Consider the following 13,955-nt stretch of genomic DNA (forward strand, 5'->3'; position numbering starts at 1 on the left):
CGCCTAGTCCCAGTCCTCCTGGACGCCCATGTAGGCGGTCGCCTCAGCGGACACCCGGATCTCCTCGAAGGAGGGGGCCTCCCACTCCTCTGCGCGGGGCGGGGGGACGTAGAGCTCCTGGTCCATCACGGTCACCTCCCCCCTGCCGAGTCGATGTCCTCGGGCAGCGAGAACACGAACATCGCCTGGCCGTGCGGGCCGCCCATCATCCCGGGCAGGAAGCCCTCGACCCAGGCGCCCCAGCCGACCGGGACGGCGACGTACTGCTTGCCCTCGACGCTGTAGGTGATCGGGCTGCTGTGGTGCCCGCTGCCGCAGTTGAACTGCCACAGGAACTCGCCGCTGCGGGCGTCGAGGGCCACGAACGTCCCGGACGGCGTGCCGGCGAAGACCACGTCGCCCGCCGTGGCCAGCACCGACGCGCACATCGGCAGGTCGTTGCGCCAGCGCCACACCTCCTCGCCGGAGGCGTTGAACGCCGACACCGACCCCGCCATGTCCTTCGCGTCCACGGTCACGGCGGCGCCCCAGTAGGGGATGCCCTCCTTGAACTCCCGGCGCCGGCGGGCGACCGTCGCGCCGGTGTCCTGCACGGGGACGTAGAACAGCTCCGTCCTCGGGCTGTACGCCGCGTGGGTCCACTCCTTCGCCCCGGCCGGCCCGGGGTAGAAGTGCACCTCCTCGCCCTCCTTGTCGGGGTAGATCCGGGGCGTCACCTGTCCGTCGGGGCTGATCTCGCCCCAGGTGATCCGGTCGACGAAGGGGAAGATCCGCACCCGCTCGCCGTTCGTGCGGTCCAGGACGAAGCAGTACCCGTTCTTGTCGAAGTGGGCCAGCAGCTTGCGCCCGTCCTGCTCGAAGAGGATGCACTCCATGTTGCTGTCGTAGTCCCACAGGTCGTGCGGGGTGCACTGGTAGTGCCAGCGGATCTCACCGGTGTCGGCGTCCACCGCGATGACGCTGTCGGTGTAGAGGTTGTCGCCCTGCCGGACCTCGCCGTCGAAGTCGGGCGCCGGGTTGCCGGTCCCCCAGTACAGGAGGTTGGTCTCCGGGTCGAAGGTGCCGGTGATCCAGCCGTTGGCACCGCCGCGCGCCCAGGCCTCACCGTCCTGCGGCCAGGTCTCCGAGCCCGGCTCGCCGGGCTTGGGGATCGTGTAGCACCGCCAGACCCGCTCCCCGGTCTCCATGTCGTAGGCGTCGAGGTGGCCGCGCACCCCGAACTCGCCGCCGGAGCTGCCGACGACGATCCGGTCCTTCACGACCAGCGGGGCGACCGTGAGGCTCTCGCCGGCGCGCACGTCCCCGCTGGTGACGTCCCAGAGGCACTCGCCGGTGGTCGCGTCGAGCGCGAGCACGTGGGCGTTGAGGGTGCAGACGAAGACCTTGCCGTGGGCCACGGCGACCCCGCGGTTGACGTTGCCGCAGCACAGCGAGACGTCGAACGGGATCGCGTGCTTGTACTGCCACAGCAGCTGCCCGGTCTTGGCGTCGAGCGCCCACACCCAGCCGTCCCACCCGGAGACGTACATGACGCCCTCGACGACGATCGGGCAGTTCTCGAAGGCGTACGTCGACTGGCCGGCGTGCAGCCCGTGGGGCGAGAAGCTGAACACCCAGGCCGGGGTCAGGCGGACGACGTTCTCCGTGTTGATCTGGTCGAGCGGGCTGTACCGCTGCCCGTCGTAGGCGCCGTAGTAGGTGAGCCAGTTCTGCGGCTCGGAGCGGGCGTCGAGGATGCGTTCGTACGTGACGTCCTGGGCCACCGGCGGCGCGGTCCCGGGCGCGGTGGTCAGGGACCCGAAGTCCACCGCCGGCGGGGCCTCTCCGTACTCGATCTCGGTCCTGTCCTTGATGTCGGTCATTGACCCAGTCCTGTCTACGGTCGGGGCTGCTTCGGGCGGTCGAGCCGGGCGGACTCCGGGACGTCGCCCCTGACGACGATCGCCCCGATCAGGCCCCGGCCCTCGTCGTTGCCGATGTTGGAGCTGAACCAGTAGTAACCAGGGCCGTCGAGGGTGACGGACATGGTCCCGCGCGAGTAGTTCGGCAACCACATCCACTTGCTGTCGCCGTTGCTCGGCACGAGCGCGCAGTGCGTGTTCTGGTCGTCGTTCACGAACTCGATGTCCAGGTGCCCCCCGTGGGGCAGGACGAGGACCGAGGGGTCCCAGATGAGCTGGTCGGGCACGATCCGGATCCGCGCGCGCATCCGGCCGTCGTCGCCCTCCTCGGCGTGCCCGATGTTCCCGGTGGCCAGCAGCCGGCCGATCGTCGCCTGGTTCTGCCCGTCCAGGCCGAGCTCGCGCAGCGTCGAGGATCGCTCCGATGCGGTGGTCGTCATCGACCTTCCCTCCTGGTTGTGTCGAAGCGGACTGATGGGGTGCCTGCCGTGCCGGCGACGGTCACGGCCAGGCCCCCGGACGACGGCCCGCCGTCCCGCGCTCGGGCGCCACCTGGGTGGCCATGGCACCTCCTCCTCCGGCTGCTGCAGCCGCGCGACGATCAGGCGGCATCGGGTCTGAGCACCACCTTGGTGAAGCCGTCGACCCGCTGGTCGACCATCTGGTACGCGTTCGGCGCCTCGTCGAGCGGCAGCTCGTGGGACACCACGAAGCTCGGCCGGGCCCGGCCCTCGGTGATCAGGTCGCGCAGCTGCCGGTCGTAGCGCCTGGCGTCCGCCCGCCCGGTGCCCAGCCGCAGGCCCTTGTCGACCAGCGTGCCGATCGTGACGAGCAGCGTGCCGGGCCCGGCGTCCGGGACGAGCCCGTCGAGTCCACGGCGCACGCACGGGCCGGGGACGCCGAGCCCGCCGGTGGGTCGCACCGTGCGCACGAGCTGGTCCAGGACCACCGCGGGCTCCTCGCCCGCGCCCGTCTCGGTGGGGACCGGGAAGCCGACGGCGTCCACCCCGGTGTCGGTGCCCTCACCACCGGTGAGGTCCCTGATCTGCTGCGCCGGGTCGCCGGCGGAGGGATCCACGGCGACGGCCCCGATGTCCCGTGCCATGGAGAGTCGCTCGGGACGGCCGTCGACCACGAAGACGCCCGACGCGCCGCAGAGCAGCGCGCAGTACGCGGCCATCAGTCCCACCGGCCCGGCGCCGTAGACCGCGACGGTCCCTCCCGGCGAGAGCCCCGCGAGGCGGCAGCCGTGGTACCCGGTGGGGAAGACGTCGGAGAGCAGGACGTAGTCGGACTCGTGGTCGGTGCCGGCGGGCAGCGGCAGGCAGTTGACGTCCGCGTACGGGACCCGGAGGTACTCCGCCTGCCCGCCGGCACACGGGGCCGGGGCGACGCCGCCGTAGGGGCTGCCGCCGTACGGGCTCCCCGCACGACCGGCCGGGGTGACCGTGAGGCAGGAGCCGCCCGAGCCCGCCCGGCAGTTCCTGCAGAAACCGCAGGCCACGGTGAACGGCATCACGACGCGGTCGCCCGGCTCCAGGGCGGTGACGCCGGCGCCGACCTCCTCGACGACGCCCAGGTTCTCGTGGCCGACCACGGTGCCCGGCTCGGCGCCCGCCCGCCCCTCGTACAGGTACAGGTCCGCTCCGCAGATGCACGTCGACGTGATCCGCACGATCACGTCGTTCGGTTGCTCGATCCGGGGGTCGGGGACCTCCTCCACCGCCACCTCGAAGGGCCTCCGGTAGACCACCGCCCGCATGGCCGCCCACCCCCTCCGGCTGCCGTGTGCGCCCTGGAACCGCGCCCGGCCCGCTAGCCTGCTGCTCCTCGACCGCGGCCCGAGCCTGGGACGCTTCCCCCCACAGCCCAAGGGGAACGGGATGAACGGCGCGAAAGGCCTGACGAACGGCGCGCACCCGGCCACGAACGGAGCCGCGCTCTCCGGCGACGACCTCAGACGGATCGCCACCGCCCGGGAGCGCTTCGCCGCCGGAGCGGACACCGTCCACGGCGTCCGCTCCGAGATCCTCGTGTCCTGGTACCGGTGCCGCGAGGAGTACGAGGTCGACCCCGACCTGGAACGGGCCCCCGCCGCGGCGGAGGGCAGCGCGCACTCGATGGGCCATGACGTGGTGTTCGCCGAGCTCGGGGGGTGGGCAGCCTGCGCCGCCGGGGAGGTGGACGGCCTCGACGGCCTGGTCACCGTGGCCGACTGCGAGGGCCGCGTCCTGGCCTCCTGGGGCAGTCGCCGGCTGCTCCGCCTCGCCGCGGACAGCAACCTCGCCGCCTGGTCGATCTGGGCGGAACGGACCAGCGGCACCAACGGCATGGGGACCTCCTTGCAGAGCCAGCGCCCGGTCCTGGTCCGGGGCCCCGAGCACTGGTGCCGCAGCTTCGACCCCTGGACGTGTGCCGGCGTCGCGGTGCGGGACGTGGTCACGCACGAGCCGCTCGCCGTGCTCAACGTCTCCTGCTGGCACACGCCGCAACCCGATGCCGTGCTGCCGTGGCTGAGCCGGGTCGCCGCGGCCACCGAGGCCAAGCTGCGTCAGCGGGCGCGGCACACCGGCACGCTCCTGGCCGCCGCCTTCGCCGACGCCCGCCTGCCGTCCGCGACGCCCCTGGCCGCCGTGGACACGGCCGGGAAGGTCGTGCTGGCCAACAACGCGGCCGCCGTCCTGATCGGCACCCCCGCGGACACCCCGGCGTACGCCCCGGCACAGCGGTGGACCCCGCAGGTGCCCGGGGTGCCCGAGCTGGTCCGCTGGGTCACCGAACGCGCCCGGCAGGACCCCTGCTGGCGCGGCTCGACGCGGGTCTACGTGCCCTTCCTCGGGACCCCCCTGCCGGTCGCCGTCCGCCCTGTCCTCACCGGGACCCAGGTGATCGGCGCGCTGCTCGCCCTCGGCTCCGCCGACGGGTCCGACGTGGACGGGCCGGACGCCGGGGTGCCGGACGCCGGGGTGCCGGGCGCCGGGGTGCCGGACGCCGCGACGTCCCCGGGTCGTCCCGGCGCCTCCCTCCCCTGCCCCCGCCTGCCCAGCCGGGTCGTCGCCCTGCGCGAGGACCGGTGGGTCCTGCTCGACCCGCGCGAGATCCGCTTCGCCGAGACCGACCACAACAACGTCTGGCTCACCACCGACCAGGGACGGCTGCTGGCCGCCGCCCGGGGTCTGGACCGCCTCGAACAGGACCTCGTGGACAAGGGGTTCCTCCGGGTCCACCGCCGCTTCCTCGTCAACCTGGGGCGGGTGCGGGAGATCGAGCCGGGCTTCAAGGGCACGCTGTTCCTCGCCACGGACACCCGCGTCCACGAGACCGTCCCGGTCTCCCGCCGGCACGCGCCGTCCGTCCGCCAGGCCCTCGGGCTGTAGGCACGTCCTCGGAGGACCGGGATGGGGAGTGCACCCGCCGCCGCACCGGCCACGGCACGGGACCTGCTGCGCCACCACCCGCTGGTCGACGGCCACAACGACCTGGCGTGGCGGATCCGCGAGGGATCCGGTCCCGACCTGCGCCGGGTGGACCTCGCGGCCCCGGTGGTGGGCACCCACACCGACCTGCCGAGGCTGCGGCGGGGTGGGGTCGGCGCCCAGTTCTGGTCGGTCTACGTGCCCGGTGCGCTGCAGGGCGAGGCGGCGCTCGCCACGACCCTCGAACAGGTCGACCTCGTCCACCGCATGATCGACGGGTACCCGGACGACCTGGAGCTGGCGCTGAGCGCCGACGACGTCGAGAGCGCCTTCGCCCGCGGGCGGATCGCCTCGCTGCTGGGCGCCGAGGGCGGCCACTCCATCGCCGGTTCGCTGGGCGTCCTCCGGATGCTGCACCGGCTCGGCGTCCGCTACCTGACGCTGACGCACAACGTGAACGTCCCCTGGGCCGACTCGGCGACCGACGTCCCCGCCACCGGCGGGCTCAGCGCGTTCGGCGAGGAGGTGGTCCGGGAGATGAACCGGCTCGGCATGCTGGTCGACCTCTCCCACGTGGCGGACAGCACCGCACGCGACGCGCTCCGGGTCACGGAGGCGCCGGTCGCCTTCTCCCACTCGGGCGCCCGCGCGGTGTGCGACCACCCGCGCAACGTCCCCGACGACCTCCTCCGCGGACTGGCCGCCAACGGCGGGGTGTGCATGGTGACGTTCGTGTCGGACTTCGTGTCGCCGGGGTGCCGCGCGTGGGCGCTCGGGCTCCGGGCCGAGGTGGAGCGCCGCGGGCTCGACCCGAGGGACGCCGCCGTGCGGGCCGCGGTGGCGGGCGAGTACCTCGCCGACCACCCCCGTCCACGGGCGACGCTGGCCCAGGTCGCCGACCACGTCGAGCACGTGCGGCGGGTGGCCGGCGTCGACCACGTCGGCCTCGGCGGGGACTACGACGGCGTGGAGGACCTGCCGGACGGGCTGGAGGACGTCTCCTGCTACCCGGCGCTGATCGCCGAGCTGCTCGACCGGGGGTGGCGGCAGGACGAGTGCGCCCGGCTGGTCGGCGGCAACGTCCTGCGGGTCCTCCGCGAGGCCGAGGCCCTGGCGCGGTCCGCGTCCGCCCGGCGAGGTCCGTCCACGGCGCGCATCGAGGACCTCGACCGCGCCTGACCGACCGCCGGGGTCAGGCCGCCGCGCGCCCGGGAGCCGGCGGTCGCGGGCGGGCGCGCCGAGCACGTGGCTCGGCGAGGCGGGTGAGCACCGGACCGGCCACGGCGAGGACCAGCACGTAGCCGGTGGCCAGCGGCCCGAGCTCGGTCACCCCCGCCGTCACCGCCAGGCCGGCGATGACGACGGAGAACTCGCCCCGGGCCACCAGGGCCGTCCCGGCGCGCAGCCGGCCGGGCACGGCCACCCCGTCCCGCCGGGCGGCGAACCAGCCGGTGGCGACCTTGGTCCCTGCCGTCACGAGGGCCAGCAGCAGGACGGCGGGCAGCACGGGCAGCACCGCGCCCGGGTCGGTGGACAGCCCGAAGGCGACGAAGAAGATCGCCGCGAACAGGTCGCGCAGCGGCCCCAGGACCGCCCGCGCCCGGTCGGCGACCGCGGTGGGCAGCGCCAGCCCGACCAGGAAGGCCCCCACCGCGGCCGACGCCCCCGCCGCCTGGGCCAGCCCGGCCACCAGCAGGGTCAGACCCATCAGGCGCAGCAGCACCTGCTCGTCGTCGTCCGAGGCCAGGAGCCGGCCCAGCCGGTGGCCCTGCCGCTGGGCAGCCAGCAGCGCCAGCCCGACGGCGCCCGCTGCCAGCGCGATGCCCGCCACCGCCGTCGTCGGCCCACCACCGGCGAGCGCGACGGCGAGCAGCGGGAGGAACAGCGCCATCGCCAGGTCCTCCAGGACCAGCACGGACAGCACCGCGGGGGTCTCCCGGTTGGCCAGCCTCCCGAGGTCGCCGAGCAACCGGGCGACGATGCCCGACGAGGAGATCCAGGTGACCCCGGCCAGCGCGAGCGCACCCTGCCACGGCAGGCCGAACAGCAGCCCCGCCACGAAGCCCGGCGGGGCGTTGAGCAGCAGGTCCACCAGTCCGGACGGACCGTGGTGCCGCAGCGAGGCGAACAGCTCGTCGGCGGTGAACTCCAGGCCGAGGGCGAGCAGCAGCAGGACCACGCCGACCTCCGCGGCCGCCTCGATGAACGGCTCGGAGGTCGTCAGCGGGGCGATGCCGCCCTCCCCCAGCGCCAGCGCGGACAGCAGGACGAACGGCACGGACGACAGGCCCAGCCGGCGGGCCAGCAGACCGATGAGGGACAGACCGCAGAACAGCAGACCCAGTTCGAGCAGCAGCTGGGCGACGTGGTCCATCGACGCCCTACGCGGGCTCGTCCAGGCGCCGTTCCAGCTCCGCCAGCCCGCGCGCCGACCCGATGGCCACGACGACGTCCCCCGGGTGCAGCAGGTCGCCCGGCCCCGGGGAGGGGACGACGTCGGCGTCCCGCACGATCGCCACGACGGAGCAGCCGGTCAGCGTGCGTGCCCGGGTGTCGCCCAGCGGACGGCCGGCGAAGCGCGAGCCCTCGCGGATCGGGAACCGCCCCGACTCCAGTCCCGGGACCTCGCGGGACAGGTCCGCGAACCGCTGCGTCAGCCGGGGAGCCCCGAGCACCTCGGCCACGGCGTCGACCTCGTCCGGTTCGAGCCGCAGCACGCCCCGCGCCCGGTCGGGGTCGCGACGGTCGTAGACGGCGACCTCGGCCGTGCCCTCCCGGTCGAGGACGATGGCGAGGACCTCGCCGGAGCGGGTCCGCAGCCGGTAGCGGACGCCGACGCCCGGCAGCATGGTCTCCTCGAGGTCCACAGCCGCATGGTGGCAGACCCGCGGGTGCGTACCGGGCGGCCGGGGCTCAGGTGTGCAGGACCGCCGCTCCACCGAACCGTCCGGAGGCCAGGTCCGACAGCGCCCGCGGGGCGTCGTCCATGGGGTAGGCGACGGTGGTGGCGCGGACGCCGAGGCGGCCAGCCAGCCGGAGGAACTCCTCGCCGTCGCGGCGGGTGTTGGCCGTGACGCTGCGCAGCCGGCGCTCCCCGAACAGCTCGGCCGCGTAGTCGAGCGCGGGGATGCGGGAGAGCCAGATGCCGGCCACGGCGAGGGTCGCGCCGCGGTCCAGGGCGCGCAGGGCCACGGGGACCAGCTCGCCGGCCGGGGCGAACAGGACGGCGCCGTCCAGCGGCTCGGGTGGGGGGTCGGTCGCCGCCCCCACCGAGTCCACGCCGAGCTGCTCGGCCAGCCGCCGGTTGTGCTCGCCGCGGGTGAGGACGTGCACCCGCAGCCCCTGCGCGAGCGCGACCTGGGCGGTGAGGTGGGCGCTGCCGCCGAAGCCGTAGACGCCGAGCCGGCCCCCGGGTGGCACGTCGGCGCACCGCAGCGCCCGGTAGCCGATGATCCCGGCGCACAGGAGCGGCGCGGCCTGCTCGTCGTCCAGCCCGTCCGGCAGCGGGTACGCGAAGGCCTCCTCGACGAGGCAGGCGTCGGCGTAGCCGCCGTCGACGTCCCAGCCGGTGAAGACCGGCGCGGTGCAGAGGTTCTCCTCGCCGCGCCGGCAGAACCGGCAGCTGCCGTCGGTGCTGCCCAGCCAGGGCACCCCGACCCGCTGCCCCACGGCGAACCGGGTGGCGCCGGGTCCGCGGGCCGAGACGCGCCCGACCACCTCGTGCCCTGGCGTCACCGCGGCCCGCCGGGGCGGCAGGTCGCCCTCGGCCAGGTGCAGGTCGGTGCGGCACACGCCGCAGCAGGACACGTCGACCCGCACCTGCCCCGGCCCGGGCACCGGCTCCTCCCGGTCGACCCGCCGCAGGGGCCCGGTGTCGACCGGGCCCGGCGTACCGACCACCCAGGCGCGCACCGCCGCTCCCCCGGCCGGCGGGTCAGACGCGGGCCGGGACGCCGGCTGCCTGCTCGGGCACGACCACGCCGGACGGCTCCGGACGGACCAGCACCGGGCAGGAGGCGAGCACCACGCGGTGCAGGGCCACCGAGCCGAGGACCATGCCGGCCAGGCGACTGCGGCTCCGGCTGCCCACGACGAGCAGCTCGGCGCCCTCCGGCCGGTGCACCAGGTGAGCGGCAGGCTCGCCGGCCACCACCGTGGAGGACACCTCGACCGCTGCCGCGCGCGGCACCGCGGTCACCGCCGGGTCGCTCATCGCCCGGGCGACGGAGGCGCGGGCGCGCGCCTCGGTGTCCGACCGGAGGGTCTCGATCCGGCGGGCGTCGATCGGGAGCGGGTCGTCCCACTGGTCGTCGACCGCGAAGGCGTTGACCACCCCGACGTCCGCGCCCGGGCGGGCCGCCTCCGCGAGGGCCCGGAGCAGGGCGGCGGAGGCGCCCGGGGAACCGTCGACGCCCACCACGATCCGGGCGCTGCCCGGTGCTCCACAGCCGCCGTCCGCGCGTCCGGCCGTCCCCGTGCCCGTCGCCCCACTGGCCACGCCGCTCACCCTGCTCCCTGCTCCGGTCCTGCGGTCGGGTCCGAGCCTGGTCCGGGTGACCGGCGGGGACTGCGGGCGTGCGGCCCGGCCTCGGAGGACCTTCGCCCCGGGACGGTGGCCCCACCCCGGACCCCCAGCTCCTGCAGGGGCCCTCCGCGAGCATGCGAGCGGTGGGGACGCACGTCCCACGACCGGGGTGAGGGACGGAGGTCCCGTCCGACCTGCGTCCGCCGACCCTGGGGAGCTCCCGCCCCGCCGCCTAGCGTCCGAGACAGGGGCCCGCCGTGGAGGAGGAGCCGTGCAGGCCGAAGACCGGCCCGGACGGCGGCCGGACGGGTCCCGGGTCCGTGGCCGGCGGGCCCTCCTGCTGACCGTCGAGCGGAGAGGACCACCATGCCCACCTGCGACTCCGACGGGACCCTCGTACCGCTCGACGACGTCGAGTGCCGGGCCCTCCTGCTCGGTGGCCGGATCGGCCGGCTCGCCTTCACCCGGAACGCCCTGCCGGCGATCCAGCCCGTCTCCTACCGCGTGCACGACGGTGAGGTCGTCATCCCGGCGGTTCCGGACAGCCGCTTCGTGCCCAGGTCGTGGGGCGCGGTGGTCGCCCTCGGCGTCGACTCCTACGACGACGCGACCCGGACCGGGTGGAGCGTCACCGTGGTCGGGCCCTCCCGTTCGGTCGTCGACCCGGCCGAGGTGGCCGCCCTCGACGCCCTCCCCTGGTCCCCCGCGGGAACGAGGTGCGGCCGTTGCTACGTCGCGGTGCGGATCGGGATGCTGAGCGGCTGGCGCACCGAGAGCCGCGCGCCCTGACCCGACGGTCCCGGTCGCGCCTCGACGCCGCCGGGGCCGGTCTCCCGTCCCACCCGGAACGACCTCGTTCCTCCGTGCGCCGCTGCGTGCCAAGCTCGGACCCGAGGGGGGTGACCCGACCATGCCGACCCGGCAGCACACGACTCGCTCGAACAGCCCCCCGGCGGACTCACCGCTGGCCGGCATGCGGCTCGCCGAGCTGCTGCAGGAGGTCCAGGAACGCCTGGCGACCGTGGCCGAGAGCCAGACCCGCATCCAGCACCTGCTCGACGCCTTCCTCACCGTCTCGACCGGGCTGGACCTCGAGGCGACCCTGCGGCGCATCGTCGAGGCGGCCACCGACCTCGTCGACGCGCGCTACGGGGCGCTCGGTGTGCTGGCGCCCGAGGGCGGGCTGGCGGCGTTCATCCACGTGGGCATCGACGACGACCTGGCCGGCCGGATGGGGCACCTGCCCGAGGGCAAGGGCGTGCTGGGCCAGCTGATCACCGAGCCCCACTCGCTGCGCATCGCCGACCTCAGCCAGCACCCGGCCTCCGTGGGCTTCCCCCCGCACCACCCCGCGATGCACACCTTCCTCGGCGTCCCCGTGCTCGTCCGCGGGGAGGTCTTCGGCAACCTCTACCTGACGGAGAAGCGGAACGGCGAGTTCACCGCCGAGGACGAGGCGGTCCTCACCGCGCTCGCCGGTGCGGCCGGCATCGCCATCGACAACGCCCGGCTGTACGAGGAGGCCGAGGAGCGGCGGCGGTGGACGACGGCGATCTCCGAGGTGCGGGCCGGCCTGCTCGACGCCCCGTCGCCCGACGAGGCACTGCGGTTGGTCGCCACGCGGGTCTGCGAGCTCACCCGGGCCGAGGGCGTGTGGATCGTCGTCGGCCCCTCTCCCGCCGACGGTTCCTTCGACGTCCGCGTCCAGGTCGGACAGGGGCTCGACGACCTGACCGGCCGGCGGCTGACGACCGAGGGCAACCCGGTCCTCGAGGCCGTGGCAGCGGCCGACGGCGTCGTCACCCTCGACCTGCGGGGCACCGACTACCGGGGACCCAATGCGCACGTGGACTGGGGGCCGTGCATCGCCGTGCCCCTCCACGGCGACCACAACGACGAGGCCGTCGTCATCGCCGCACGGCGCGCCGGCGCGCCCGCGTTCGACGAGACGACGGCTCCCCTCGTCGCCGCCTTCGTCGACCAGTCGGCCGCCGCGCTCGACCTCGCGGCCCGCCAGCGGTTCGCGCGCCAGCTCGACGTGTACGAGGACCGCGACCGGATCGCCCGTGACCTGCACGACCACGTCATCCAGCGGGTGTTCGCCGCCGGCCTGAGCCTGCAGTCGGTCGTCCCCCGCGTCTCGGACCCGGACGCCAGGCGCCGGATCGGCGAGGTCATCGGTCAGCTCGACGAGACCGTCCGCGACATCCGGACGACGATCTTCGACCTGCACAGCACCGCGGACGACGACCGATCGACGAGTCTCCGGCGCCGGGTGCTCGACGTCGTCACCGAGACGGCGGGACCCGACCTGCACCCGACCGTGCGCATGTCCGGCGCCGTGGACAACCTGGTCACCGGCGACCTCGCCGTCGACCTCGAGGCCGTCACCCGGGAGGCGGTGAGCAACGCCGCCCGGCACTCCGGCGCGGACCACGTCACCGTCACCCTCGACGTCACCGACGAGGTCGTCCTGGAGGTCACCGACGACGGCCGGGGCATCGACCCCCGCGCCGCCCGCAGCGGCCTGCGCAACCTCGAGGACCGCGCCGTGCGGCGGGGCGGCGGGTCGAGCGCCGAGGCACTGCCCGGCGGCGGCACCCGGCTGCGCTGGTGGGCGCCGCTGCGCTGAAGCTACGGCTCGGGGCGGAGCCCGGTCCTCAGCGGCCGCGCGAGCCGGCGGAGGGACCGCGCAGCTCGGTGGCCAGGACCGCCGCCTGGGTGCGGCGCTCCAGGCCGAGCTTGGCCAGCAGGTGGGAGACGTAGTTCTTGACCGTCTTCTCGGCGAGGAACATGCGCTCGCCGATCTGCCGGTTGGTCAGCCCCTCGCCGATCAGCTCCAGCACCGTCCGCTCCTGGGGGCTGAGCTCGGCCAGCGGGCCGGCCGGCTCCGCAGCGCTGCGCAGCCGTTCCATCACCGCGGTCGCGGCCGTGGGGTCCAGCAGCGAACCGCCGGCCGCCACGGTGCGCACGCCGCTGACCAGGTCCTGGCCCAGGATCCGCTTGAGCAGGTAGCCCGAGGCGCCGGCCATGATCGCCTCGAAGAGCGCCTCGTCGTCGCTGTAGCTCGTCAGCATGACCACCCTGAGCTGCGGCATCCTCGACCGCAGCTCGCGGCAGACCGAGACGCCGTCCCCGTCCGGCAGCCGGACGTCGAGGATGGCGACGTCCGGCTTCAGCGCGGGCACCCGGGCCAGGGCCTCCGCGGCGTTCGACGCCGCGCCCACGACCTCGATGCCCGGGTCCGCCCCGAGCACGTCCGCCACGCCGCGGCGGACCACCTCGTGGTCGTCCAGCAGGAAGACCCTGACCACCCCGGTTCCCTGGGTCACCGGCCACCCACTCCCTCGCGTCCCCGCAGCCGCGCCTCCGCAGGCACGCCGCCGCGAGGCCATCGCGACAGGCTAGGCGCGGCACCGGGGCCTGGCGGCAGGGACCGAGGTCCCTGCCCCGCGGGGGACCCGAGCCCCCCTGCGCCGCTCCCCGGCCGGGCCGCGGGCCCGGCCGGGTTGTGCCGGGAGACGCCACGGCGGCATCGTGAGCAGGTGGTCGAGGGGCGCGGGGCCCGCGACCGGAGGCGGGGCGACGATGACCGACTCGGGGAGCCGAGGCACGGATGCGACCCGGACGGAGGTCCCCGCCGACGAGTGCTACTGGCTCCTGCGGACCCAGCAGGTCGGCCGGTCGTGGGTGAACGCCGAGCGCTACCCGCTGATCTTCCCCGGTCGACTACGGCACGGACGGCGACACCATCGTCATCCGGACGTCACCGGGGACCAAGCTGGCCGCGGCTCAGCACGCCAACGTGACCTTCGAGGTGGACGAGATCGACCCGTTCGCGCGCAGCGGGTGGAGCGTGCGCGTCCGTGGCCTCGCCGAGGAGGTCACCGAGGCCCACGGCTCCGAGCTGGTACGGCGTATCCACGACGTCGGGGTCAGCTCCTGGGTGCCGGGCGAGCACGGCCACTGGCCGCGGCTCATCCCCCACCTCGTCACGGGGCGACGGATCGTGCCCGGGGAACTACCGCCGGCCGTCGGCCCGCGCGCCTACCTCTGAGTCGCTCCGGGGCGGCGCGCCCCCCGGCCCGGTGCTCGGCGACCGCCGCGCGGACG

13 protein-coding genes and 1 pseudogene are annotated in these 13,955 nt (G+C 75.1%); 5 read left to right on the plus strand and 9 right to left on the minus strand.

Features of this window, described 5'->3' with window-relative positions; translation table 11 throughout:
- Positions 1-3: 3 nt before the first annotated feature.
- The 4 genes from pqqA to ACI79G_RS21500 all read right to left on the minus strand — a co-directional run bounded on the left by pqqA (position 4) and on the right by ACI79G_RS21500 (position 3,663).
- On the minus strand, positions 4-126 hold the full coding sequence (pqqA, locus tag ACI79G_RS21485) for a pyrroloquinoline quinone precursor peptide PqqA (protein ID WP_456883081.1): 123 nt from the start codon (positions 124-126) through the stop codon (positions 4-6).
- Positions 127-131: 5 nt separating this feature from the next.
- On the minus strand, positions 132-1,862 hold the full coding sequence (locus ACI79G_RS21490) for a PQQ-dependent dehydrogenase, methanol/ethanol family (RefSeq protein ID WP_456883082.1): 1,731 nt from the start codon (positions 1,860-1,862) through the stop codon (positions 132-134).
- Between the two features lie 14 nt (positions 1,863-1,876).
- Positions 1,877-2,341, minus strand: coding sequence for an MSMEG_3727 family PQQ-associated protein (locus tag ACI79G_RS21495; RefSeq protein WP_456883083.1), 465 nt, complete (start codon positions 2,339-2,341; stop codon positions 1,877-1,879).
- Positions 2,342-2,502: 161 nt separating this feature from the next.
- Positions 2,503-3,663, minus strand: a complete 1,161-nt coding sequence (locus ACI79G_RS21500; protein ID WP_456883084.1) for a glutathione-independent formaldehyde dehydrogenase — start codon at positions 3,661-3,663, stop codon at positions 2,503-2,505.
- A gap of 121 nt (positions 3,664-3,784) precedes the next feature.
- Between ACI79G_RS21500 and ACI79G_RS21505 the strand changes: the two genes are divergently transcribed.
- Both ACI79G_RS21505 and ACI79G_RS21510 read left to right on the plus strand, forming a co-directional pair.
- Positions 3,785-5,278, plus strand: coding sequence for a LytTR family transcriptional regulator DNA-binding domain-containing protein (locus ACI79G_RS21505; RefSeq protein ID WP_456883085.1), 1,494 nt, complete (start codon positions 3,785-3,787; stop codon positions 5,276-5,278).
- A gap of 21 nt (positions 5,279-5,299) precedes the next feature.
- Complete coding sequence (locus ACI79G_RS21510; protein WP_456883086.1) at positions 5,300-6,496, plus strand: dipeptidase; 1,197 nt, start codon at positions 5,300-5,302, stop codon at positions 6,494-6,496.
- Between the two features lie 13 nt (positions 6,497-6,509).
- On the opposite strand, the gene ACI79G_RS21515 is transcribed toward ACI79G_RS21510, so the two are convergent.
- The 4 genes from ACI79G_RS21515 to ACI79G_RS21530 are packed head-to-tail and all read right to left on the minus strand — an operon-like array spanning position 6,510 to position 9,815.
- Complete coding sequence (locus ACI79G_RS21515; protein WP_456883087.1) at positions 6,510-7,691, minus strand: cation:proton antiporter; 1,182 nt, start codon at positions 7,689-7,691, stop codon at positions 6,510-6,512.
- 7 nt (positions 7,692-7,698) lie between these two features.
- Entirely contained in the window at positions 7,699-8,184 is a 486-nt protein-coding gene (locus ACI79G_RS21520; protein ID WP_456883088.1) for a cation:proton antiporter regulatory subunit, read from the minus strand.
- Positions 8,185-8,230: 46 nt separating this feature from the next.
- Positions 8,231-9,229 (minus strand): zinc-dependent alcohol dehydrogenase family protein, encoded by a 999-nt coding sequence (locus tag ACI79G_RS21525; RefSeq protein WP_456883089.1) that lies wholly within the window; start codon positions 9,227-9,229, stop codon positions 8,231-8,233.
- Positions 9,230-9,251: 22 nt separating this feature from the next.
- Positions 9,252-9,815 carry a universal stress protein gene (locus ACI79G_RS21530; RefSeq protein ID WP_456883090.1) on the minus strand — a complete coding sequence of 188 codons (564 nt, stop codon included), beginning with the start codon at positions 9,813-9,815 and terminating at the stop codon, positions 9,252-9,254.
- 393 nt (positions 9,816-10,208) lie between these two features.
- Here ACI79G_RS21530 and ACI79G_RS21535 point away from each other — a divergent pair, with 393 nt between their 5' ends.
- Positions 10,209-10,631 carry a pyridoxamine 5'-phosphate oxidase family protein gene (locus ACI79G_RS21535; RefSeq protein WP_456883091.1) on the plus strand — a complete coding sequence of 141 codons (423 nt, stop codon included), beginning with the start codon at positions 10,209-10,211 and terminating at the stop codon, positions 10,629-10,631.
- Between the two features lie 121 nt (positions 10,632-10,752).
- A complete protein-coding gene (locus ACI79G_RS21540; protein ID WP_456883092.1) occupies positions 10,753-12,474 on the plus strand; it encodes a GAF domain-containing protein in 1,722 nt (573 codons plus the stop codon).
- Between the two features lie 28 nt (positions 12,475-12,502).
- Here the strand turns inward: ACI79G_RS21540 and ACI79G_RS21545 are convergent, their stop codons facing one another.
- Positions 12,503-13,174: a response regulator gene (locus tag ACI79G_RS21545; protein ID WP_456883093.1), complete on the minus strand. Its 672-nt coding sequence runs from the start codon at positions 13,172-13,174 to the stop codon at positions 12,503-12,505.
- A 401-nt stretch (positions 13,175-13,575) separates the two neighbouring features.
- Between ACI79G_RS21545 and ACI79G_RS21550 the strand changes: the two are divergent.
- A pseudogene (locus ACI79G_RS21550) lies at positions 13,576-13,899 on the plus strand (pyridoxamine 5'-phosphate oxidase family protein); the annotation flags it as partial.
- Positions 13,900-13,955 lie beyond the last annotated feature (56 nt).

The sequence above is a fragment of the Geodermatophilus sp. SYSU D00779 genome (genome assembly GCF_054050595.1).